Source organism: Nonomuraea typhae (assembly GCF_009760925.1).
Classification (GTDB): Bacteria; Actinomycetota; Actinomycetes; order Streptosporangiales; family Streptosporangiaceae; genus Nonomuraea; species Nonomuraea typhae.
Window position 1 is genome coordinate 1 of record NZ_VRLV01000025.1, and the last position, 20897, is coordinate 20897.

The 20897-nt window shown below is 70.3% G+C and carries 22 protein-coding genes; 8 read left to right on the forward strand and 14 right to left on the reverse strand.

The window, feature by feature from the left end; genetic code table 11:
* The 3 genes from FVE25_RS51720 to FVE25_RS51730 all read right to left on the reverse strand — a co-directional run.
* Window positions 1-689, reverse strand: a 689-nt coding sequence (locus FVE25_RS51720) for a helix-turn-helix domain-containing protein (protein WP_157254791.1), incomplete at its 3' end; no start/stop codon positions are given.
* Window positions 690-1190: 501 nt separating this feature from the next.
* Complete coding sequence (locus FVE25_RS51725; RefSeq protein WP_157254792.1) at window positions 1191-1844, reverse strand: nuclease-related domain-containing protein; 654 nt, start codon at window positions 1842-1844, stop codon at window positions 1191-1193.
* A gap of 44 nt (window positions 1845-1888) precedes the next feature.
* Entirely contained in the window at window positions 1889-2380 is a 492-nt protein-coding gene (locus FVE25_RS51730; protein ID WP_157254793.1) for a hypothetical protein, read from the reverse strand.
* Between the two features lie 179 nt (window positions 2381-2559).
* On the opposite strand from FVE25_RS51730, the gene FVE25_RS51735 reads away from it, so the two are divergent.
* Window positions 2560-2946 (forward strand): hypothetical protein, encoded by a 387-nt coding sequence (locus tag FVE25_RS51735; RefSeq protein ID WP_157254794.1) that lies wholly within the window; start codon window positions 2560-2562, stop codon window positions 2944-2946.
* Between the two features lie 357 nt (window positions 2947-3303).
* Here FVE25_RS51735 and FVE25_RS51740 read toward each other — a convergent pair whose 3' ends face one another.
* On the reverse strand, window positions 3304-4878 hold the full coding sequence (locus FVE25_RS51740) for a hypothetical protein (protein ID WP_157254795.1): 1575 nt from the start codon (window positions 4876-4878) through the stop codon (window positions 3304-3306).
* 229 nt (window positions 4879-5107) lie between these two features.
* Here FVE25_RS51740 and FVE25_RS51745 point away from each other — a divergent pair, with 229 nt between their 5' ends.
* The 3 genes from FVE25_RS51745 (at window position 5108) to FVE25_RS51755 (ending at window position 6908) form a co-directional block, all read left to right on the forward strand.
* Complete coding sequence (locus FVE25_RS51745; protein ID WP_157254796.1) at window positions 5108-5323, forward strand: hypothetical protein; 216 nt, start codon at window positions 5108-5110, stop codon at window positions 5321-5323.
* An 81-nt stretch (window positions 5324-5404) separates the two neighbouring features.
* Window positions 5405-5911 carry an RNA polymerase sigma factor gene (locus FVE25_RS51750; RefSeq protein WP_157254797.1) on the forward strand — a complete coding sequence of 169 codons (507 nt, stop codon included), beginning with the start codon at window positions 5405-5407 and terminating at the stop codon, window positions 5909-5911.
* Complete coding sequence (locus FVE25_RS51755; RefSeq protein ID WP_157254798.1) at window positions 5904-6908, forward strand: lysozyme family protein; 1005 nt, start codon at window positions 5904-5906, stop codon at window positions 6906-6908. Before FVE25_RS51750 ends, FVE25_RS51755 begins: the two co-directional genes overlap by 8 nt.
* Before the next feature lie 61 nt (window positions 6909-6969).
* On the opposite strand, the gene FVE25_RS51760 is transcribed toward FVE25_RS51755, so the two are convergent.
* Genes FVE25_RS51760 through FVE25_RS51795 form a run of 8 tightly spaced genes read right to left on the reverse strand, consistent with a single transcriptional unit; the run spans window position 6970 to window position 15147 of the window.
* Window positions 6970-7404, reverse strand: coding sequence for a DUF4913 domain-containing protein (locus tag FVE25_RS51760; protein ID WP_246268813.1), 435 nt, complete (start codon window positions 7402-7404; stop codon window positions 6970-6972).
* Window positions 7388-9178 (reverse strand): type IV secretory system conjugative DNA transfer family protein, encoded by a 1791-nt coding sequence (locus FVE25_RS51765; protein WP_157254799.1) that lies wholly within the window; start codon window positions 9176-9178, stop codon window positions 7388-7390. Before FVE25_RS51765 ends, FVE25_RS51760 begins: the two co-directional genes overlap by 17 nt.
* A complete protein-coding gene (locus tag FVE25_RS51770) occupies window positions 9175-10704 on the reverse strand; it encodes an ATP/GTP-binding protein (protein WP_181019988.1) in 1530 nt (509 codons plus the stop codon). The genes FVE25_RS51765 and FVE25_RS51770 overlap by 4 nt, the downstream gene beginning before the upstream one ends.
* Window positions 10701-12191: an SCO6880 family protein gene (locus tag FVE25_RS51775; RefSeq protein ID WP_157254800.1), complete on the reverse strand. Its 1491-nt coding sequence runs from the start codon at window positions 12189-12191 to the stop codon at window positions 10701-10703. Before FVE25_RS51775 ends, FVE25_RS51770 begins: the two co-directional genes overlap by 4 nt.
* Window positions 12178-13512 (reverse strand): hypothetical protein, encoded by a 1335-nt coding sequence (locus FVE25_RS51780; protein ID WP_157254801.1) that lies wholly within the window; start codon window positions 13510-13512, stop codon window positions 12178-12180. The genes FVE25_RS51775 and FVE25_RS51780 overlap by 14 nt, the downstream gene beginning before the upstream one ends.
* The gene (locus FVE25_RS51785) at window positions 13509-14282 is read right to left on the reverse strand and encodes a DUF8175 domain-containg protein (protein WP_157254802.1); all 774 of its coding nucleotides are present in this window, start codon (window positions 14280-14282) and stop codon (window positions 13509-13511) included. Before FVE25_RS51785 ends, FVE25_RS51780 begins: the two co-directional genes overlap by 4 nt.
* Window positions 14279-14584: a hypothetical protein gene (locus tag FVE25_RS51790; RefSeq protein WP_219826026.1), complete on the reverse strand. Its 306-nt coding sequence runs from the start codon at window positions 14582-14584 to the stop codon at window positions 14279-14281. The genes FVE25_RS51785 and FVE25_RS51790 overlap by 4 nt, the downstream gene beginning before the upstream one ends.
* Window positions 14581-15147 (reverse strand): DUF6668 family protein, encoded by a 567-nt coding sequence (locus FVE25_RS51795; RefSeq protein ID WP_157254803.1) that lies wholly within the window; start codon window positions 15145-15147, stop codon window positions 14581-14583. The genes FVE25_RS51790 and FVE25_RS51795 overlap by 4 nt, the downstream gene beginning before the upstream one ends.
* Before the next feature lie 310 nt (window positions 15148-15457).
* Here FVE25_RS51795 and FVE25_RS51800 point away from each other — a divergent pair, with 310 nt between their 5' ends.
* The 4 genes from FVE25_RS51800 (at window position 15458) to FVE25_RS51815 (ending at window position 19819) form a co-directional block, all read left to right on the forward strand.
* Window positions 15458-16444 carry a C40 family peptidase gene (locus FVE25_RS51800; protein WP_157254804.1) on the forward strand — a complete coding sequence of 329 codons (987 nt, stop codon included), beginning with the start codon at window positions 15458-15460 and terminating at the stop codon, window positions 16442-16444.
* Window positions 16441-17007: a hypothetical protein gene (locus FVE25_RS56755; protein WP_157254805.1), complete on the forward strand. Its 567-nt coding sequence runs from the start codon at window positions 16441-16443 to the stop codon at window positions 17005-17007. The genes FVE25_RS51800 and FVE25_RS56755 overlap by 4 nt, the downstream gene beginning before the upstream one ends.
* Window positions 17008-18032: 1025 nt before the next feature.
* Window positions 18033-18905: a ParA family protein gene (locus tag FVE25_RS51810; RefSeq protein ID WP_246268826.1), complete on the forward strand. Its 873-nt coding sequence runs from the start codon at window positions 18033-18035 to the stop codon at window positions 18903-18905.
* Window positions 18902-19819: a hypothetical protein gene (locus FVE25_RS51815; protein WP_157254806.1), complete on the forward strand. Its 918-nt coding sequence runs from the start codon at window positions 18902-18904 to the stop codon at window positions 19817-19819. The genes FVE25_RS51810 and FVE25_RS51815 overlap by 4 nt, the downstream gene beginning before the upstream one ends.
* A 124-nt stretch (window positions 19820-19943) precedes the next feature.
* Here FVE25_RS51815 and FVE25_RS57300 read toward each other — a convergent pair whose 3' ends face one another.
* A complete protein-coding gene (locus FVE25_RS57300; protein WP_219826027.1) occupies window positions 19944-20243 on the reverse strand; it encodes a DUF4326 domain-containing protein in 300 nt (99 codons plus the stop codon).
* Window positions 20191-20895, reverse strand: coding sequence for a M48 family metalloprotease (locus FVE25_RS51825; RefSeq protein WP_157254807.1), 705 nt, complete (start codon window positions 20893-20895; stop codon window positions 20191-20193). The genes FVE25_RS57300 and FVE25_RS51825 overlap by 53 nt, the downstream gene beginning before the upstream one ends.
* Window positions 20896-20897 lie beyond the last annotated feature (2 nt).

Below are 20897 nucleotides of genomic sequence, written 5' to 3' on the forward strand. Positions count from 1 at the left end.
TCGCCCAGGCTGTAGCAGCCGTGGAAGTAGCGCACGCCCTGGTCGCGCCGGTAGGTGGCCGGCCGGCGTTCGGGTCTTCCTTCGCGCGCCCAGCCCGAGCCGCCGTGTGGTCGGATCGACAGTGGCCCGAACTGGTCGAAGGCAAAACAACGGTTCGGAAAGCGGGTGGTGACCTCTTCGATCCGGTCCAGCTTGGCCTCCCGACGGGGGTCGGTGGACTCCTTCCAGGTCCGGGTGCGCTGGAAGGAGATCTTGTGCTCGCGTAAGTACTGCCGCAGCCGCTCCCGGCCGATCACCACGACGCGGGTCGGGTTGTCGGCCAGGTAGGCGGCCAGTTTGCGGATGCTCCACCGGGTGAAGGGCCGGCCCAGCTTCTCCGGCCGGGTGGCGGCCGTCGCGACGATGAAGTCCTCATCGCCCGAGGTGATGCGGCGGGGACGGCCTCCCGCCCAGTTAGGGTCCAGCGCGGCCAGGCCCCGCTCGTTGAAGGCGTGGATGACATCACGCACGGTGTCCTCATCGGCCGCGACCAACTGGGCGATCGCCGCCACCGGGGTCCCGCTGGATGACGCCATGACGATCAACGCCCGCCGTACCCGGACCGAATCGTGTTTGCCTCGCCGGACCAGCCGCTGCAGCGTCTGCCCTTCATGGTCGGACAACCGCCGCGCCCGCACAGGCTCGGCCATCGTGCTCCTCCTCCATCGATCGCTTCAGTGTCGATACGACAGTGGAGGGCACCCAGGACGGCCAGCGCAAGCAGTACAGCACCGTTCCTCAAGCCGGTGAACCTATGCGGTCACCGCACTAGCCGTGTGGATCCCCGTGATCGCCGCCGCCCTCAACCTCGCCACGACAGCCATCAGATGGGCGGCCAATCGCCGAGGCAAGCCTCGGCATCCGTTCCACATGCGGCGACGTAACCACACTTCATGACCCGTGCCGATAGCTGGCCCGGCCGGGGTTCTCGGACCTCGGGCCCGACCGAGGCGGGTGTGCCGTCCGCCACTACGGCGCCTACCCCGCGCGCCCGCTGGGCGGACGGCACACCCGCGGTGCTGAGGGTTCGGGGGCCTGCGAAATCCCCGAACCCACCAGAGGCCAACCACCAGCCCCGGACGGCCCGCAGAGAGCCCGATGGCAGGAGCGCTCCGGCGGCGCGTTGCCGCTGACCGAGCGTGTTCGGTCGGTCAGTGCTCCTTCCGGCGCGTGCTCAAATGGGCCGCCAGCTTCTCGACGTGAGCCGGGTCGGCAGCAGGCTGCGGGGCCGGAAAGTGCCCGTTGAAGTAGCCGTCGGTGATCGCCCGCATCGGCAGCACCATTCCTCCCTTCTTCATGCTGCCAGCCGCCCGGAGGTCCGGCCGGAGCGAGGGGTGAAGGGACGTGGTGTCGGGGACGATCCATGCCGTCTGACCTGGCATGGCGTCGGTGAGCCGGTAGATGATGCCGGCGCGGGAGTAGGCGCGCCCGTCATCGAGCCACCTCTGCGGCACCATGGTGCCGTCGGTCCTGACCAGGACGCCCTTGCCTGCGAGGTCGAGACCCAGCGTTCCTGCGCCGCACCCTTTGGCATCGATGATGAGCCAGGTGCCGCCGGTGAGCACCACGTGGTCGATGTTCGTGGTGCCGAGGCTGAGCGCATCCAGGTTGGCTCCACGCACCTGGTCAAAGCATTCGAGGTCGTGGAAGAGGTGGAAGTGATCTGGGCGGCTGGTCAGCCACTGCACCAAAGCGCGGGCCACCTGCCGCTCGTGGAAGGCTCCCCGTCGCGCGTTCGAGCCGTACTTGGCGGCGCCTGTGTCATTCAGGCTCCAGCCGGGCGTTCCGTGCACCGTCACGCTCATCGGCAGGCCCCCGCGCCTCGGGAGTGGGTGTGGTGGCCGCGACGCTAATGCCAGGCACCGACAGTTTCGTCGTAGGCGACCAGAGCGCTGGTGAGCAGCCCGGCTCGAGCGCATGCGGCGGCATGGTCGGCCAGCCTGTCGGTGTCGGCCAGGTGCAGCCCGGAACCCACGAGCAAGATCACGGCACCGTACTTGCGGGCATGCTCCCGCCAGCCGAGCGGGGTCGGCAGGTGCAGGTCCCAGACGAATGACTGATTCGGTGGGTCACGGGGCGATCGCACGGTCAGCATGGAGTCGGCGTCGAGTGCGACCCGCCAGGAATGGACGGTCGGCGCGGGAGGCTGCTGAGGATCGAAGACCAGCTCGAAGCCGTCTCGGAGAGTCAACGCGATGATCACGTTGATCTGGTCGCCGACGGTAACGGGAGCGGTGACAGGGGCGGGATCGTCCACCCACAGGAGGGGGAGTTTCCCGGCCGGATATCGGGCGAGCGCGGCCCTCGCCATGATCGTGCGAGGGGCATCGCGTTCCGCCATGGCGCCCATCGTGGCAGCCTGGCCGTCGTCGGGTTGACCAGTCCACCAGATTGGCCGACTGTCGTGGGCATGGCCTGGGGGCTGACCCCCTGGATAGTGTGCGCCGTGGGGTCAGCGTCGGAACTCTGTTCGGGGAGGCGGACATCGTGGGGCATCCGCGAGACGAACAGGATGGATACGTGCCGAGCCTGCACGAGCACTTTCACCTGGTCGGACATGAGGACCGGACGTTCTCCTTCGAGGAGGTCATCGCCGTCCGGAATCGTCTGGCCGGCTGCGCTGTCACCGACCTTGTACGGAGCACCGGTGCCGAGGTGGTCGATTGGACGAAGGTCTCCGTCCTCGCCGCGGCCCTGGCCGAACAGGACCTGCGGTACGGCGATCTGGGCCCGGCGTTCTTGGTTGCGCTCAGCCGTACCAACGGTTCGATCGCCGACGCACGCGAGCAGATGATCACGGCGTTCGGTCGCGCGCCATCACGCTCCTACGCCACCCAGCTGCGCAGAGCCTGGCAGGACGCGGCCGCGCAACGGCGAGACGCGGCAGTCCGCCGGCACCGGCCGTAAATCAGGGATGGCGAGTAGCCGCGGGGGCAGTCTCGGCGGTGACGCGACGAAGGCCTGCCTGCGGATGAAGCTCGTGGGAATTTGTGGTAGCTCACGTAATTCCCCCACGCTTCGCTCGTCATGGACCAGCTTCGGCAAGGCCATGCGGAGATCTGGGAGGCCTGCTGGGAGAGCCCGCAGGGGTACGCGCCGCCCAGCCCCCGTCCCATCCTCGCTGCGGCTTTTCAACCACTCGCTCATCGCACGCATCGCGGAGACCGCGAGCGTTCACCCCGGTGGTCGATAACCGGAGGTGGGGGACGATGATCGCCCAGCGGAAGAATTACGTGAGCGTCGACAGGATTGCGCCGGCAGCCCTCAGCCGGGGTGTCTCCGGGTCGGAAGGAAGCGCCGGAGCGCCGGCCAGCGCGACAGGGCTCGCGCGATCGAGTGCGTCAGCCGACGCTCGCCCACATGAGCGCGCACGTAACTGATCCAGAAGGACGCTACGGTGCGTTCGGCATGTTCCCGGGCGGGCACCGTCGCAGGGTACGGCTCAGCGGCGAGATAACGCCCGCGAACCGGACACATCGCGACACCCGCTGCTCGCAACGCGCAGCTTCGATGCTGCCCATTGGTAAACGTGCCGTCGCCGTCATCCCACTTGATCGGGTCGGCGAACAGGTACTCCAGGTATCCCTGCTCCTCGGGCGACAGCGCAACGGCGGTGCCGGCCAGGGCGGCCCGCCAGTCACCTGCGTGATCCCGCACAGCGGCCGCGGCGATTTCTCCGATCAGCGCCCAGTTCGCCTGATGGTAGCGGCACTCGGCGAAATCCTGTCCCGTCAGGCGAGCGAATACCTCCGCGTGGGCGGCGGGGCCGGGAGCGTCGTAGCGTCTGCCGTCCGGGTAGGTCTCCAGGAGCGCCTTCACACGGGGCAGGTGCGGGCATCTGGACAGATGGTGAGGCCACGGTAGAGACGAGAGCGGAACCAAGCGCAGGCCGTTGATGCCCTCCAACAGCAGACGCCGCTCCTCAGGATCGGTAAAGCGGCGTGGGTACAGCTCGGCCTCGCCGCAGGGCGGCTTCCAGGAGTTCAATACGGCACGGGCCCCGGCCGCCTCACCTGGTGCGTCTGCCGGTTGTGTAGTCGGCTCGATCAGGGGATCCCACGGCGGCTCATTGCCTTCGACATCGACGCTGCCCTCGATCGCAGCCCGCTCCGGGTTGACATAGCCCAGAACGTTGACCGGCTGATCGGCGCGCAGCAGCAACAGCCCGACCATGCCGCGCGTGCGCACCACCATCAGCGAGGTCGCGGCCCAGGCACGATCGGCTATGAGGCTCGGCACGTGCTGCCGGTCGAGCACGCCCACCCATTGCACGCGAGCGAATCCCTCGTCGGCCGTGCGGTCACCTTCCGGAAAGCGCGCGGCCATGATCTCCAAGTAGTCGCCTTCCCGAAGCGCATGTGCGGTCAGCACCACGGCGGCGGCGCGGCGAGATGCCCGCGCCGGGTTGCTCGGATCAGGCCAGGTAATTGGCTGCCGCGCTCCTGCCGACGGGGTCCGTAACCAGGACTCGACCTCCAGCGGCTCCGCGCCACGGAAGAACGAGGCACCCGCGCCCGGCGGCCACCACGGATGCGTGCGGTCGTAGGCATCTCGCTCCGGATCGACCTGGGCGAGGGTGGCTTGATCGCCGCTGTAGAGCACCAGGGGACCCGGCACGCCGTGACACCAGACCGCCACCGGGCCGCGACCATCCCATCGATCAGTGCGGGCCACCCCCTGCGGCAGACACACGCAGGCCTCGACCCGGGCGCTGAAGGCATCATCACCAGCCGCTTGGGCGCCCCATTGATCACAAGCAATCCGTAGGTAGTCACCGGGCTGGAGAGCGTGAGAGTCCTGGCGAGTGATCGGAATCCTTCGGGCCATCAGATCTTCCATGATGCGAGCCATCGCCTCTCGCGTCTACCAACAAAGCCCGAGCCTGCTTCTCAGTGCCTACGTTTGCGCCCACCGTGTTTGGGCGCGCAAGGATCGTCAACCCAACACCCGCCGTACCTGCGCGGTTAACGCCTGGGCGGGCGATCAACTCCTAGTTGATGCACGAGGGGGACATCTCCTCGATGGCCCGAGGCAGGTAGCTGCCCGGCCGACGATGACAGGAGATCGGATGGAAGCGGTTGTGCTCGGCGCCGCGCTTACGGTCGCCGGATATCTGGCGCGATTGCTGTCCGCCTGGCTGCGGGAGCGCGCGATCCAGCAGCGGGTGCAGACAATCGCGGCACTGCCACCTGGCAGCCACTACTCCGACATCCGCGCCGGGGTCAAGATCCAGATCGGGCCGGACCAATCGCTCTCCTCACCAGCCGATCCGGGTGGACGATGAGCAATGCCATCTTGGCTGGCTGGACAGCCCATCAACCATCCAGATGGGCCCGTCCAGCAGACCACGCCGCCCGAGGACACCATGCACTCTGCCGACCCGATACGAGAGGCGCTTGCCGCCTGGTATATAGGCAACCTCGGCGGGCTGGTGCTGTTTGCGATGATGCTGGGCGCCTCGCGGCATGAAGCCGACGATCTGGTGCACAGCGCCTTCGTTGAGGCCCTGCCGTGTTGGGCCGATATCAGCCATCCCGGCGCCTACCTCCGTACCTGTATATCGCGCGCCTATCGGCATGGCCGCAGTCGGTTGCGAGAAGAGCCGGTGGCCCAGCTCCCCAACCTGGCCGCCGAGCCGGATAGCGCCTGGGACGCGGTTGAATTCGACGATCAACAGCGACGGGTCCTGAACGTGATCAGGCAACTGCCCGCCCGGCAACGACAAGTGCTGGCCTGGACACTGGACGGTTACGATCCGCACGAGATCGCCGAGCGACTGGGCATGCGGCCGGGAGCTGTGCGCGCCAACCTGTTCAAGGCCCGCCGAAACCTGGCTACTGCAGTGGCAACCTGGGGAGGCTCCCATGCCTAAGCGCCGACGACCGGCCTCCCGCCCCAACTCCTCCCTTGAGGAACACGACCTGAACCGGCTTCTGGCCGACTTCCACAACAGCGCCCGTGCCGCCATCGAAGTGAACCTCAACCATCAGGAGGGACTACGCGCCCTATTTGAGGCACCGCAGGCCGACCGCGCTCCGGCACCCCGGCTCCGCCCCACCCGCAGCCGGACAGCGGGTGCGTGGTTGCATAAGGTCACCGAGCGCGCTCGCGCCCAGCTACGCCGAATCCCAGTACACCTGCAGCTCAGCCGTCCCCACGAGTCCGACGAGGACGACGTGCTGGTGGTGACCTTGACCCCGGCTGCCATGGACATGCCGCGCTCATCCCGACGCTCTCCGTCATCGGCCCGATGCCGCACCTGGCTGATCGGAGCCGCCGCGGCAAGCCTGATCGCTACCGCGACCGCGATCGTGCTATTGGGGTTGTCTGCCCTGCTGGGGTCGTTCGCCGAACGAGGCACGAAGGTCACCGACCCAGGCACGAAGGTCACCGACCCAGGCACGAAGGTCTGGCTACGAGCTGACGCTGGTATCCCCGACCAGTACCACAATGCGATCATCCGGGCCGGGACCTGGTGTGATATCGATGGGCTCAGCCCCGCCCTGATCGCGGCGATGCTCAAGGCGGAGAGCAACTTCGACCCGGGCCTGAAAGATCCGGGGAAGGACGAGTACGGCATCGCCCGCTGGACCCCGTCGACCCTCATGGCCTATCTCCCCGAAGGAGAACGAAACACGGCGCGTGCCCGCCAGGTCGCCATGATCCCCGATCGAGCCATCCCCGCGATGGGCCAGCTGATGTGCACCTGGGGCAAGCAAGTAAAGGACGTCCCGGGCGATCCCGCGCTGAAACTCGCCGCCGTCTACCGCACCAGTACGGACGTGGTACGACGCGAGAACGGCATTCCACCCGCGCTGGACTCCTACATGAACACCGTGCGGCACTACCTCGCCGCTTACCGCGCATGACTTGTGATCGCAGTGGCGTAGGTGGGACGGAGGTCCAGCCCCGCGCGGCATCTCCTGTAAATCAGGCCTCGCTGAACGCCTCCCCCGCCCACAGTCCCTGGGGAGCGGGCTCGCAGGGCAACGGTGCGATCTCAGTGTGCCGATCAGGCTTGCAGCTGGCGAACGGACCGGCGTCCTTGGACAGCAGGACGGCCAGGTGCGGGTCGGCGTGGTAGATCCACCATTGGGACATGCCGAGGGCGCCCTGGGTGCGCTGGTGCTCCCAGGCGGTCCACAGCGCGGTCAGCCGGGAGATCGCTTCGGCGTGCCGCCACCACCAGGGGCACCAGGTGGCCGCGCCGCCGAGCCGGCGGCAGATGTGCGGGGCCAGGTACCTCGTCACCCAGTCCTCGACGTTGCGGTAGACCAGTGGCGGCGGCTCGGCTGAGGCATCGGCACCGGGGATCCAGCCGTCCTCGTCCTCGATGTCGTTGAGCGGGTCATCCAGCATCGGCATCCCAGTCCTCGAGCTCGTGGCGGGGCAGCTCCTCGGGCGGGGCGTAGCGCTCCAGCGAGGCCCGGATGCGCTCGGCGTGCGGGCCGTGCTGCCAGGGCTGGGTGCGCACCAGGACGGGCCGGGTGCCGGAGGCGAAGACGAGGGCGCGGCCCCGGGACAGCGCGGCCAGGTCGGCCACGTCCAGCACGCGCTCGCTGCGGGTGGCGGCGGTCAGCGAGCGGCCGACGCCCATTCCGCTGCTGCGCTGGACGCTGAGGGAGGTGGTGTCGGCCTCGAAGTCGCCGAGCAGTGCGGCCAGGTCGCCGAGAAACTTGGTGTCGCTGGCGCCGCCGCCGTAGACGCGCACGTTGGCCGCGCTCCACAGCTTGTTCATGCCGTGCTCGCCCCACACCTCCACGCCCTGGGCCCAGGACTGCAGGATGGTCATCAGCACGATGCCGCGGCTGCCGTAGTGGGAGTACAGGTCGGGCAGGTCGCGCCAGCGGCAGACGTTGGCGGCCTCGTCCAGGCAGCCAAGCATCGGCACGCGCAGCCGGCCGCCGGGCGAGCGGCCAGCCTGGTGCTCGGCGGCCTCGAGGGTGGCCATGGTCAGCGCGGTGACCAAGGGTCCGGCGGTCCCCTGGCCTTCACGCGAAAGCAGGTACAAAGTGTCGGTGGAGGTCGCGAAGGCGTGCGGGTCGAACTGCGGACGCCCGCCCCCGCCGGTTCCGGCGCGGTCGTCGGCGTCGGGGGTGACCCAGCGGGTCACCGCCGGGTTGACCAGGCAGCCGATCGCGTTCTTGGCGGTGGCGAAGATCCCGGCCCGCTGCTTGTCCGGGTAGTTGATGGTGCCGGCGACGCTTTCGGCGGGCAGCTCGTGGCCGCCGGCGCGCAGCAGGTCGACCGGGACGGTGTCGGTGGGGTCGGAGGCCCACCGGTACACCGTGGTGATGGGCTCGTTCCCGGACGCGGCCGCCAGCAGCAGGAAGGCCAGCAGCTCCTGGCCAGCGGCGTCGAAGTAGGCATCGGCCCGGCTGCCGGCGGTGCGGGAGTAGGCGGCGAACACCGCGGCCAGCCGTACCGCCTTGTCGACGTCGGTGACGTACGACAGCGGGTTCCACCACCAGGTCGGCGGCTCGCCGGTCAGGTCCTGGGGGTCGAAGACCAGGATGCGCCCGCCGTCGGCGCGCACGCCGCGGGTGGCGTCGACCACGTCGCGCTTGTTGGAGGTCACCACGACCGGGCCCGGGGCGGTCACGATGGCCGGGATAGCGCGCGCCGTGGTCTTGCCAGTCCTGGGTCCCCACACATCGACATGTAGATCTTCCCAAGATCCATACAAGGGCTGGCCGGTGGAGATGGCGGCGCCGATGGCGATTCCGGGGGAATCACCGGCCACCTTCAGTCGGGTGGCGGTGGCCGCGGCGCCTTGCTCGGTGAGCGCGCTGAGCTCGGCACGGCCTGCCAGGTGACGGGCGGCCGCGTCGACCCGGCTGCGGCTGCTCCGGCTCCGCCGCAGCAGCCAGACAATACATCCCGCGATGACCACCAAAACGGCCGTTTCGGCATATGCCCACCAGGTTGCGGCCGGACCTGGCCAGCGGGTCTTTCCGGTCAGCAGGGCAAGGGTGAAGGTGAACGGGTTGGCCGGTGGCGCGGCGGTGCCGCCGGTGGCCGCGGCCAGCTGCGCGGCGCTCCACAGCAGGCCGACCAGCAGGCACCAGACGGTGGTGAGTGCCAGGGCGATCCACGGGGCGAAGTCGCTCGGGCCGCGGTACTTGCGGGTGCTGCTCACCAGTCCCCCTCGATCCGCGCCGCCTCGATGCCTGCGGCGGAGCCTGTCGGCGCGTTCGCGCCGGCGATGGCCGGTGAGGCCGTGGTCGTGCTCCAGCGCTTGTTGGTGTCGTTGACGGCGAGCTCGGCGTGGGTGAGATCGACGTGGAAGGGGATGCCCGGGCGCCCGCCCACCTTCACCAGGAACTTGCCTCTGCCCGGCGGGTCGCCGTCACGGTCGCGGGCGCTGTCCCAGCTGGGCGGGGTGGACCAGTCCACGATCATGCGTTGCTCGTGCGCGGACATGCGCACTACCTGGGTGAGGGAGGCCATTTCGGCTTCGGGCAGGCCGGCGCAGATGACCATGCCGGCGCGTTCGGCGAAGCCGCGGGCCTTGAGCCGGTCGGCTTCATCCGCCAGGGCGAGCAGGTCGCTCATGGTGTGGGTGATCATTGCCTGGCCGACGCCTCGTTGCCGGTTGAGCCGGGTGAGCGCGTCGACCCGGTCGACCAGGCCGCGCCCGGCCCGCAGCACCCGCCACAGCTCATCCAGGACGACCCAGAAGCGGCGCTGCGGCGCCAGCCCGGCATCGGCCAGGGCGTGGGCGGCCTCGATCGCGCCGAACCCCTCCGACCAGCAGGCGAGCAGGACCGCGGCCTGCAGCTCGGCGTCGGATTCGTCGATGCCGGAGATGTCGATGCAGGATCCGGCGGGGGTGTCGAGGTGGATCGGGGTCGTGGTGGCGCGGGCGAAGGCGTCGCCCAGCGGGCCGTCGAGCAGCCCGAGCAGGGAGGCGTGCAGGGGGTCGACGACCTGCCGGTAGCGCTCGTCGCTGCCGCGGGCCAGGGTGACCGCGCGCACCGGGTCGGGCCCGGCGTCGATCACGTTGATCAGGTCGGGCAGGATCGGCACGCCGTGGTGGCGTTCGTCCAGCACGCGCAGGGCGGCCGACAACACGGTGCGCTCGGTGTCGGCCAGCGGCTGCCCGCGCACGATGGTGACGAGCGCGGAGACGGCGTTGAGGCGGCGGCCGTGGGCGTCGGCCAGCAGCCGGGCACGGTCATGGCCGGACAGGCGGGCGGCGGCGGCGCCGATCTCACCGGGGTCGAGCACGTTGAGCGAGCCGAGGCCGCGGCCGAGTTTGACGATCTGGCCGCCCATCGCGGCGATCAGGTCGGCGTAGTCGGGCTTGAGATCGCCCAGGATGAGCGGGATCACGCCGTATCCGGCCAGGCCGACGACCTGCCGCCGCACCAGGGTGCTCTTCCCCAAGCCCGGACGGCCGAGAACTAGCTCGGATGGATTGTGGATCAGCCTGGCGCGCTGGAACCAGCTGATCGGGTCGCAGCACAGCGCGGTGCCGCTGGTCAGGTCACGGCCGACCGGGACGCCGATCATCGGGGTGCCGGCGCCGACGCCGAACGGCCACATCCCGCAGACTTGCACGCTGGTGCCGCGCCACTCCGGGGGTGCTTCGACGTAGGAGGCGCGGCCGCCGCCGCGGCCGGGGTAGCCGCGCGGGCCGGGCTGGCGCAGGTGCAGGCTCACATCGCCTCCCGGATGGTCTGGGGCACCTGCAGATGGTCGGGCAGCACCAGGCCGAGCGGCAGCGCCGCGGCGAAGGCGGGAGCCTGGGCGCCGTACATGCGGCGCAGCCGGATGCGGGCCGGTGGGGCGAGCACGTCGATCGCGGCGGCGGCCGCGGGCAGGTCCTCAAGGGTGGGGACGGTGGCGGTCACCAGCATCGCGAAGCGGACCAGGCCGGCGCCCTTGGCCTCTTCGCGGGCGGACTGGTCGGCGGCGGCCACCGCGACGCTGTCGCGGGCGGCGGCGTGGGCGCCGCCCAGCCGGAAGCGCGCGTCGCGCCGGTCGCGTTCGACCAGCCGGGCCGCGCTGGCTGGATCGTAGGGGCGATACAGCAGGGCGACGCGTTTGCGGGTGATGTCGCGGTGGGGTGCCAGCAGCTCGGTGAGCACGCCGGACAGCACCTCGCCGCGGGGGGCTTCGGACATGCCCCAGGTGACGGAGATGCCGGAGTCGTGCCGGTAGTGGTCCCAGCTCTCCTGGGCGGCGGCCGGGCCGACCTGTTCCCAGGCCAGGCCGATCGGGTGGCCAGCCGAGCGGGCCGACTCCAGCATCTGGTGGCAGGCCGGGTCGTAGGCGATGCGGATGGCTTCGGCCAGCTCGCTGCTGGTCATCGGGCGGACCGCGCCGGCGCCGGTCATGCTCAGCCCTGCGGTCAGGCCGGGCAGGCGGGTGCCGACCTCGCGGGCCATCGCCTCGGTGCTGCGGCGCCGGCCGCCGCGCGGGGCGGCCGCGTAGGTGACCGCGATCCGGGTGGAGACCTGGGCCGAGCCGGCCGGGTAGGTGCGCACCACGTCGGACAGCACCGCCGCGGCCAGCTCGGGGGCGTCCGGCGACAGGTTGCCGTGGACCTCCCGCTCCAGCCGGGTGCCCAGATCAGGCGCGGTCTCGATGACGACGCTGGCGGCCACCAGCGCCGGCTCGTAGGCCAGCGCCGCCAGCCATTGCCCCCAGTAAGCGACCCAGGTGTCGACCTGGTCGGCGTCGACCAGGGCCGCACCGTCCGCGCTGGCTTCGAACACGGCCGTGTAGTGGCCGGTTGCCGGGACGACGATGAGGCCGAAGTCGCGGCCGTAGCTGTCGGTGGCGTTCACCATGGTGGAGGCGGCGGCAAGGCCGGGCAGCTGGAACTGGCCGGCGTAGCTCAGCCCGAGCGGCCCGGAGCGGTACAGGTGCTGGCCGGCCCGTCGGCCGCGCAGCCACGACAGCCAGGTGGTCACCGTCTGCAGGCCAGTGCGGCCGTTGCGGTCGCGCAGCAGCATCGGCAACAGCGCACACGCGATGCACGCGGCCAGGATCAGGGCGGCCAGCAGCGAGAACATCATGGTGATCACGCACGCCACCAGGCCGCCGAGCAGCAGCAGCGTGCCCACCAGGCCCAGCTGACCGATTCCCGGCGAGGTGGGCTTGCGCCAGTTGCCGTAGGTGCGATCACTGTCAGCGGGAGCCATCGGGTCCTCCTGGGGGCTCGGTGCTGCGGGCGGCTCGCCGGCGCGCGGCGCCGGTGGCCTTGACGGCCGCCTGGCCGGCGGCGATGACCGGCCCGGCGGCCGCGCCCGCCGCGCTGGCGGACGCGGCGCTCTTGCCGGCCGCGCCCGCCGTACCGGCCGTGCCAGAGGCGGTTGGGGTTGGGCGGCGTGAGGCGGCCGCGGAGGGCGCGGTGCCGGAGGCCTGTCCGGTGCCGGGCCCGGACGGTTGCGGGCTGGCGGTGCGCGCGCCGCGGGGCCCGTGGCCCGGGCCGCCTCCACCGGACGGCGGGCCGGAGCCGTGGCGGCCGCCGAGCATGGGCAGCGCACGGGCTCCGGTCGCCACCCCGGCACCCACCGTGGCCGCGCCGCCGCCCCCGCCACCGGTGCCGGCCGCAGTGACCGCCGGGGTCAAAAAGCGCATCAGCGCGGGCAGCGCCACCACCGCCAGCGCGATCATGACCAGGCCGGACATCTGCGCCAGCGCGCTGTTGGGCGTGCCCATCGCGACGAACGCGTAGGCGTAGATGGTCGAGGCGGCCGGCTTGTACAGATCGAAGGCCACCCCCCACACCACCACCCGCACCAGCCAGGTCCGGCCCGAGGCGCTGGTGGCCAGCGCGGCCGCCAGCGGCAACGCTCCGGCCAGCAGCCCGAGCAGGGCGATGCGGGCCAACATCAGCACGATCTGCAGGAGGCACGAGAGGATCGACAGCAACGCCAGGATGATCATGAGGCCGGGGGTGAGGGTCAGCGCCTGGAAGGACGCCAGCCGGGTGATCGCTCCGCTGAAATCGGCGTCGTCCAGCGCCTGGTGAATGATCCAGTGCGAGTAGGCGTCGCCGGCCTCGGTCAGCAGCGACAGCACCGCGGTGCCGCAGCCGGTCACCACCGCCAGCGTCAGCAGCCCGGTGGCGGCCTGCGCGGCCGGCTCGGCGCGCCGCTGGATGGCGAGCTTTCCGGCGGCCAGCAGCAGCCCGAGCACCGCCAGCAGGGCGACATACCAGTGGGTGCGCTCCTGCAGCCAGGCCACCGGACCGGAGCTGTCGGACAGGGTGGGCGTGGGGGTAGTGGCCCAGAAGGTGGCCATCATCCCCAAGGCCTTGATCTGTGCCTGCTGGAAAGCTTCGGCCAGCTCGTTGATGACGCTGCCGGCGACGCTGCCGACCGCGCCGCTGATGCCGGCGCAGATCGCGTCCGCGCCCGGCAGGTCGCAGACACCGCCTCCGCCGGGGGTCTGCGGCGGGGGCGGCGTCGGGGTGAGCGCCAGCACACCCCAGGCCGGGGCGGGCAACGGCGTGCTCATACGCCCGCCCAGGGGACGAACCCGGCCAGCGAGCTCAACGCCTGCAGGCTGGGGCTGATGCTGCCGTCCGGCTGCAGCTGCAGCCGCCAATCGGCGCCGTCCCACACCACCGTGACCGTGTTGACCTGCAGGTGCCCGGTGGCCGCGAAGCGGCTGACCAGCTGGATGGTGGCGACCTGCGGGGTGTAGGAGGCGATCGCGTATCCGGCGAGCTGGCCGTAGCCGCCGCCCGTCCGGCTGGTGTCGGCGCGGATGCGCGCCCGCTGGGCCACGTACGCATCCCGGCCGGGTCCGGGGACCACCTGCAGCTCGACCACCTGCCGCCAGTCGTCGGCCAGGACGAAGCGCGTGCACAGCTGCCAGGCGGCGATCAGGGCGCCGGGCGGCGTGTGCGCGAAGCAGCGGGCCACCTCGCCCTCGACACGGTGCGGGCCGTGCAGGCGCGAGGCGGGCTGGGCGACCCCGTGGAACACGCTCCAGGTGACGTCGGCCGGAGGCTGGGCCGGCAACGCTTGCGCCCCGGGGGCGGCGATCGGGCACCGGCCGCCATCAGGCTCGGAGCCAGCCGCCGCAGCAGGGGATGCCGGGGAGGCCGTCGAGGTCGGGCGGGCAGACGGCCGGTTGGCTTCGGAAGCGCGATCGGGCAGCACGAGGGCGACCACGGCCAGGACGACCAGCAGCGCGACGAAGGCCGCGGCCCACCAAAATCCCGGGCTACGCCAGGGCGAGCGCGGCGCGCCGGGCGCGGGATGCCGGACGGACGGGGTCACGTGAGTAGCGCCCCCACCAGGCCGGAGGCCGAGCCGACCAGCACGCAGGAGGCCATCACCCAGGCCAGCCCGGCCGCGTGCTGGCCGCCTTCGCCGCGGTGATGCACGATCGCCATCCGACCCGCTACGCCGAGCACGCCGGCCACACACGCGCCGGTCACGATCCAGGCCGCCCAGCCGAGCGCCGTCAGCAGCTTCTCCGAGCCGGGCGGAGGAGTGCCGGTGCCGGGGTCGGGGATGGCGGGCGCCAGCATCGCGTGGACGTCGCCGAGCAGGGGCAGATGCGCCACTAGGTGGGTCACGAGGATCCTCCGGTGCGGTGGTGGTCGGTGATGTGATTCAGGTCGGTGGCCAGCTGGGCGTAGGCGGCGGGCAGCCGTACCTGGCCAGGTGGGTCGCCGCGGCGCAGTGCCTCGACCCAGGGCAGCTGCCACACGCGGGGCAGGCCGCCGGAGACCAGGGCCAGCAGTTCGCGCAGCGGGCGGGGCAGTCGTCCGGGCGCGTCCGCCACCGCCACCAGCCCGATCAGCTGGACGTCGGGGGGCAGGGACCCGGAGGCCCACTGCCGCGCGGCCACCTGGGCAGCACGCAGGCCCCCGGCGTGCGTGCGCGCGATCAGCACCACCTGGCAGCGCTCCCCGGCGGGCGGGACCGGCCAGTAGCGGCCGGCGTTCCCGCCGCGGCGCACGACATTCGCCAGCGTGCTGCAGCCGGCGCCGCCGTGGCAGCCCAGCCACCACCACGGCGCGAGCCCCACCCCGTCCGGTGTGGGCTGCAGCGGTCGTACCGGCAGTCCCCCGGGGAGATCCGGTACGGCTCCCGGCTGTGGCTGCGAGGGCAACCCGGAGCGCGGTAGCGGGCTCATCGGCCGCTCCGCGGCCGGTCACGCATTTCGCTTCTCAAAAGCATGCCCATGGGAATTTACCGAGCCCGCCTGTTTGGTCCGAATATGTAATTGCCCAGGGCGGTCGGATTACTGGCTAACCTGATCGCTGGGCTGTTGGAGAGGTTAAACCTTACTGCGGGCCGAATCGCACATCCATGCGTCCTGCCAGGAGAAACAGTGCGGCAACAACGCCCGGAAGAATCCCGGTACGGGTGAATGGCGGGGCTGGCGGAATAGCTCTCGCGACGTAGGCGGGACGGGGTAGAAAAAGGGCAAGTCGGAACGATTTATGAAGAGCGCCAAGAAAATCGCGCTGATCGCGGCGGCCGCGTTCATGGCGCTCGTGCTCGCCCTCGTGCTCCTGGCGGGCCTGGGCGGCGGCGGAAACGCTCCCGCCCAGCTGCGCCCAGGCAGCGTGCCTGCCGCCTACCAGATGTGGATCAGCCTGGCCGGGCAGATGTGCCCCCAGGTCAGCGCCCCCCTCATCGCCGCCCAACTGGAGACCGAAAGCGGCTGGCGCCCGAACGCCCGCTCCACCTCCGTCCCTCCGGCGCAGGGCCTGGCACAGTTTCTGCCCTCCACCTGGCGCAGTTACGGCCGCGACGACGACGGCGACGGCCTGCTCAGCCCCGATGACCCCCAGGACGCCATCATGGCCATGGGCCGCTACGACTGCGCCCTGGCCCGCACCGTCGCTCGGGTCCCGGGCGACGTGACCTCGAACATGCTGGCCGCCTACAACGCCGGGCCCGGAGCGGTCCTGCACTATCAGGGCATCCCGCCCTACCCCGAGACCCAGGACTACGTCCGCCGTGTCCTGGCCCGAATCCCGCACTACACCGACACCTCACTCACTGCGGCCGGTGCCACGCGCTTCGGCGGCGCCGTGGTAGCCGCCGCCCAACGCTGGCTCGGTACGCCCTACTCCTGGGGCGGCGGCGGCCCGCACGGCCCCACCCGCGGTGCCACCGGCATCGGCTTCGATTGCAGCGGCCTGGTCCTGCACGCCGTCTGGGTCGCCTCCGGCGGCCGCATCCAACTGCCCCACTTCGCCGCCAGCCAGGTCACCCAGTACGGCACGGCGATCCCCCGCACCCAGCTGCTGCCCGGCGACGTCATCGGCATCGACTGGCGCGACGGCCGCGGCATCGGCCACATCGTCATCTACGCCGGCAGCAGCCAGGTCATCCACGCCCCCCGCACCGGCGACGTCGTCCGCATCGCCCCGCTCACCAACTTCGCCTCGGCCACGTGGACCATCCGGAGATACGCATGAGTCCCTTCGCCTTCCGCACTGCCATGGCCAGGTGGCTGCTCTCTTTCGCCTTGCTCGCCGCCACCGGATGCGCCCAGCACACCTCCCCGGCCCCCGCCGCTTCCCCCACCCGGCCCATTCCCCTGCCGCTGCCCTCAAGCAGACCCGCTGCGGCCGGCACCGACGACACGGCCCCCGACGCCGTCAGCGCCGCAGCCCTCACCGCCATGTGGTCCATCGACACCGCCACAGACCACGACCCTCGCGCCGCCGCCCTGCGCGCCAGCCCCTGGCTCAGCCCTGCGTACTTGGCCGCCCTGCGCTCAGATCCATCCCCAGGTACCGACGCCACCTGGACCACCTGGGCCGCACACCGAGCACGCACCCAGGTGAACCTCGCCCCTGGCCACGACCAGCGCCCCGCCGACACCGCCACCACGGCCTACCGGCAATGGAGCCTCACCATCACACCGGTGGGCCGCGACGGCTGGCGCGGCCCACCAAGCGACCTCACCGCCTTCGCCACCCTGACACGCGAGCACCACGGCGCAACCTGGAAGGTGGCAGCGATCACCGTGTCCTGAACAGCCCCGGGCCCGGCCCCTTAGCGAACCATGGCGTGACAGGTCCTATTGCGCAGCGCGAACTCCGGGCTGCTTGGAGGGAACAACTGATCGCACCGGTCCTGCAGAAGTGACCCGCTCCCCGAGCCGCCCGTCTGGTTGGGCACGGATCGCCGCTTCGAGGCCGATGGGCTCTGCTTGGGCGGCGTCTCCGATCGCGAGCCCGTCGTGCGAGGACGCGTCCTTTCCACCACCGGTTGGGCCCGATCTCGATCCGCCCCGGCCGGCCTGCCGGATGCCCGGCGGCTTCCGGGGCCCGTCCGCCGAGCCGCCGGCGTCGGCATCCGGGCACTCGGTGCGGTGCGAACTGTCGGCGTCGGGGACAACGGACCGGGTGACCAACCCCGGGAAACCGGGGGCGCGGACGACTGGCGCGTTTTGACGGCAGCCTCAACCGGCCTGCTTTCCGGTTTACGCCGATCCTGATCCTGCCCGGCGATCAAAGACACAATCACCCCAGCAGAACACGCGATCGCCGCGATGGTTGCCACCACCAGTCGACCGGCTGGCCGGCGCTGATCGCTCAGACTCGGGGCCAGAGGCGGCGTGCTCATGCCGATCGTCGTGGCCATGGTGTCTGCGAGCGGTGGCGTCTCAGGCGGTGGTGGAATGTCCCTGCTGGAAGTGACATCTCCATTTCCCGGCTGGCTACCTCGGCTACCGCCCATGACCACCCCTCATTCCATTGTGTAGTTGATTCGAAGCAGTGTGTCATGGTCGGTAGCCGGCTGCCGAAGGCATGGAACGCAAAGAATCTGGCCGACAGCGAGAAAGCGCAGGCCGAGCAGTGCGCGCTAGCAGCCGATATGCTTGGAGCTGCCAAGAGTTACAGCAGGGGCCGCCATCAGAATGGCGGCCCCTGCTGCTGTTTGCACCGGGGAGTCGCACCGGCGTATCTCTAGGATTGGGTCGCACGTGCCCGTACGGCACGCCCGACTCTTGGCAGGAGACGTGATGTTGAGATCCCACCTGGGCGGGTGGTCGGCGTGAGCCTTGCCGACGCGACCCTTCCCCCTCCCCCTCCCAAAGGGACGGAACTTCCCACCTGGATGGAGCCGCGGATCCCTGACGGATTCGAGCCGCTGGCGACCCCGGCCCGGTTCTGCTGCGTCATGCAGAAGGGCGGCACCAGCAAGACGACCACCACGGTGTGCCTGGGCTGCGAGCTCGCCCTCCTGGGCCTCCGGGTGCGCATCTGGGACCTGGACCCGCAAGAAGGCAGCGCAACCTCCTGGATGCCGCCCCAGACCAACGTCCAAGGAACGCCGCCCAACCTGCTCCACATGTTCGAGGGCAAAGCGGGACCCGATGAGGTGACGTACCCCACCTCGGTGCCGAACCTGCACATCGTCCCCTCCTACACCAGCCTCAAGCAGGCAGAGATCAACCCAGAGATCGTAGGAGTTGAGCACGCCGTCAACTGGGGGATCGAGAACAGCAGCGAACCGTTCGACGTCGAGATCGCCGACTGCGGACCGAGCCTGGGCAAGCTCACGATCGCCGGCATGATCGCCTGCCCCGAGCTGATCATTCCGTTCAAGCCGTCCGGCCTCGACATGAGGTCCCTCGTCGCGCTGAACCGGACCATCGAGCTGACCAAGCGAGTACAGCCCAACCTGAATCGACGAGCTGTCATCCTCGGCGCAGTGCTGAAGTCCAACCTCACCGACGCCATGTACAAGCGAGTCTGCCTGGACTATCCCGAGTCGCTGGTGATGGGCGTCCGGTCGTCGGTGGCTGCGATGGAAGCACCCACTCCGCAGATCCTGCAGCCCCTCCACGTCTACGCCCCGGAAGCAACAGTCCGACAGGACTACAAGTACCTTGCCCAGATGCTCGTCAGGAGGAAGGCCGCATGAGCGGCAAGAACTTCAATCTGGAATCCACCCTCGGCGACACCGCGGGCCTGATGGACGACCTCCTGCGGGACGAGCTGGACTCCCCGCCGATAGTGCCCGCGCAACCGTCCGCCCAGGCGCCCGCTGGCCAAACGGTGGTCCTCTCCCTGCCCGGCGGAGACCTGACCGCCGCGCCGATGTTCACCGAGGCGACTTCAACTGACCCAGCCGAGCGGCTTTCGCACTACGAGGCGATCATCGATGGGGCGCAGGAAGCAGTGGAGCGGGGCGGCCAGATGCTGCGCCGGTACCTGTCGCTGGCGGCCGGCCAGGCCCTATACCGCATCCACAGCGATCGGCTGGTGACGAACTTCGAAGAGCACGCCAAGCTCCGCTGGGGCTGGTCACGCCAGCACGCCTACCGGGTCATGTACGTCGGGCTGTGCTGCGCGACCTGGCCGGACCTGCAGGTGGATTGGACCACCAAGCAAGCCCTGGTACTCGGCCCGCTTATCCGGGAACACGGCGGCGATCTCGCACGTGCGGTATGGGACAAGGCCGTAGAACTGGACGACATCTCCGAACGCGGCCTGCGCACTGCGAGGGCAATGGTAGGTCTCGGTGCCGACGGGGCCAAGGAGCTCCCGGCCAATGGCGGCGGAGCTGCCACAGCGTCCCCCGCGACCGTGAGGTTGCTGTCCCGGTTCGAGGGTGCCCTGGCGGGCCCGGAGAAGGAATTCGACCTGTCGCGCAAGACGCGACTGCGGGAGATGCGCGATCTCGCGAAGGAGCATCCCGAGGGCGCGGCCCGCCTGGTGCTACGCATGCGCGGCCTCGCCGCGAGGTTGCAGGAAGCCGAGCACGAACTGGCGTCGGACGTCGGCGAGGAGCTGATTGAGGAGATCGCTGCCCGCCTCAAGGACCAAAAGAGTTGATCTTGTCACCCCGGGGTGACAAGATCAACAACAGGTGGGCAGGCTCGGCGAAGATCAATACGGCCACGGTGCGGGCGCGCGAGAGTCGGATCAGTCGCTCCAGCCAGATGTCTCCGTGGCAGTCCTAGCCTGGCTGGCAGCAGCAGGCGAGGTCGCGGCCAGTCAGCTCGCGCCGAGCGGGGGCGACCAGCTCAGGATGCTCATGCAGATAGCACCGGAACACCTCCAGAGCCTCATCTCGGCTGTGGTCCTGAACATGGAAGGGATTGTCCAGGGGCGGATCTGGTGATGCGGCCGGGCGGGATTTGCGGGTGGCGCAAATCTCAGCGATCGTGACTCGCCGGGGCCTGCCCCCGAGCCCGCCGCCAGCGTCATCGACGAGCCTCGACAGCCTGGTCGAGGCTGGAGGCGGTTGCGACGGCACGCAGGCGGGTGTGGCGAGAGGGGTAGCGACTGATGATCCAGCTTGAGATCTTGACCCACACCGGATCGGCGGCTTTGGCCTGCAGCGTGGCGGTGGTGATCGCGTAGCCGTCGGCGCCGATGTGGTTCAGCAGCTGGCACGCCAGCACGTCGGCGCTGATCTCCTCCTGGCGCGCTTGGGCGGCCTCCATCAGAGACGCCAGCGTGGCCAGGCCAGCGAGCGTAGCCCATGGCCACCACCAGGCGAAGGTGATGGCGGTGGGCAGGCTCAGCGCCGCCAAGGCGGCCAGGCATTGGGCGGCGCGCAGCCAAGGCCGCGGCCGGGTCGAGTGTCCGAGGACCTGATGGGCGACCTCGTGCGCCAGCACGCCGTACAGCTCGGGAGCCTCCAGGTCGGCCAGCATGCCGCTGTCGAGCTGAATTCGGGTGGCGCCCGAGCAACGATCGATGTATGAGATGCCGCCCTCGGGCAGCTCAGAGTGCAAAGTGATCAGGACGGGGCCGGCGTGGGCGGCGCCAGGGGCCCGAAGCAGCAACCTGGTCAGCGCGGCTACGCCCTGCAGCTCGGGAGTGCCCGGCCGCGCCGCACCACGGCCGTTGCCCCTTCGGACGGCTGATGCAGGCGGCGAGATGATGATCGACAGGTCGCTCATGC

Bases quoted from the DNA above. Each gene is read 5' to 3' on its own strand.
- FVE25_RS51725 (WP_157254792.1), bottom strand. From the start codon at position 1,844: ATGAGCGTGACGGTGCACGGAACGCCCGGCTGGAGCCTGAATGACACA.
- FVE25_RS51730 (WP_157254793.1), bottom strand. From the start codon at position 2,380: ATGGCGGAACGCGATGCCCCTCGCACGATCATGGCGAGGGCCGCGCTC.
- FVE25_RS51740 (WP_157254795.1), bottom strand. From the start codon at position 4,878: ATGGAAGATCTGATGGCCCGAAGGATTCCGATCACTCGCCAGGACTCT.
- FVE25_RS51745 (WP_157254796.1), top strand. From the start codon at position 5,108: ATGGAAGCGGTTGTGCTCGGCGCCGCGCTTACGGTCGCCGGATATCTG.
- FVE25_RS51750 (WP_157254797.1), top strand. From the start codon at position 5,405: ATGCACTCTGCCGACCCGATACGAGAGGCGCTTGCCGCCTGGTATATA.
- FVE25_RS51755 (WP_157254798.1), top strand. From the start codon at position 5,904: ATGCCTAAGCGCCGACGACCGGCCTCCCGCCCCAACTCCTCCCTTGAG.
- FVE25_RS51760 (WP_246268813.1), bottom strand. From the start codon at position 7,404: ATGCCGATGCTGGATGACCCGCTCAACGACATCGAGGACGAGGACGGC.
- FVE25_RS51775 (WP_157254800.1), bottom strand. From the start codon at position 12,191: ATGGCTCCCGCTGACAGTGATCGCACCTACGGCAACTGGCGCAAGCCC.
- FVE25_RS51780 (WP_157254801.1), bottom strand. From the start codon at position 13,512: ATGAGCACGCCGTTGCCCGCCCCGGCCTGGGGTGTGCTGGCGCTCACC.
- FVE25_RS51795 (WP_157254803.1), bottom strand. From the start codon at position 15,147: ATGAGCCCGCTACCGCGCTCCGGGTTGCCCTCGCAGCCACAGCCGGGA.
- FVE25_RS51800 (WP_157254804.1), top strand. From the start codon at position 15,458: ATGAAGAGCGCCAAGAAAATCGCGCTGATCGCGGCGGCCGCGTTCATG.
- FVE25_RS56755 (WP_157254805.1), top strand. From the start codon at position 16,441: ATGAGTCCCTTCGCCTTCCGCACTGCCATGGCCAGGTGGCTGCTCTCT.
- FVE25_RS51815 (WP_157254806.1), top strand. From the start codon at position 18,902: ATGAGCGGCAAGAACTTCAATCTGGAATCCACCCTCGGCGACACCGCG.
- FVE25_RS51825 (WP_157254807.1), bottom strand. From the start codon at position 20,895: ATGAGCGACCTGTCGATCATCATCTCGCCGCCTGCATCAGCCGTCCGA.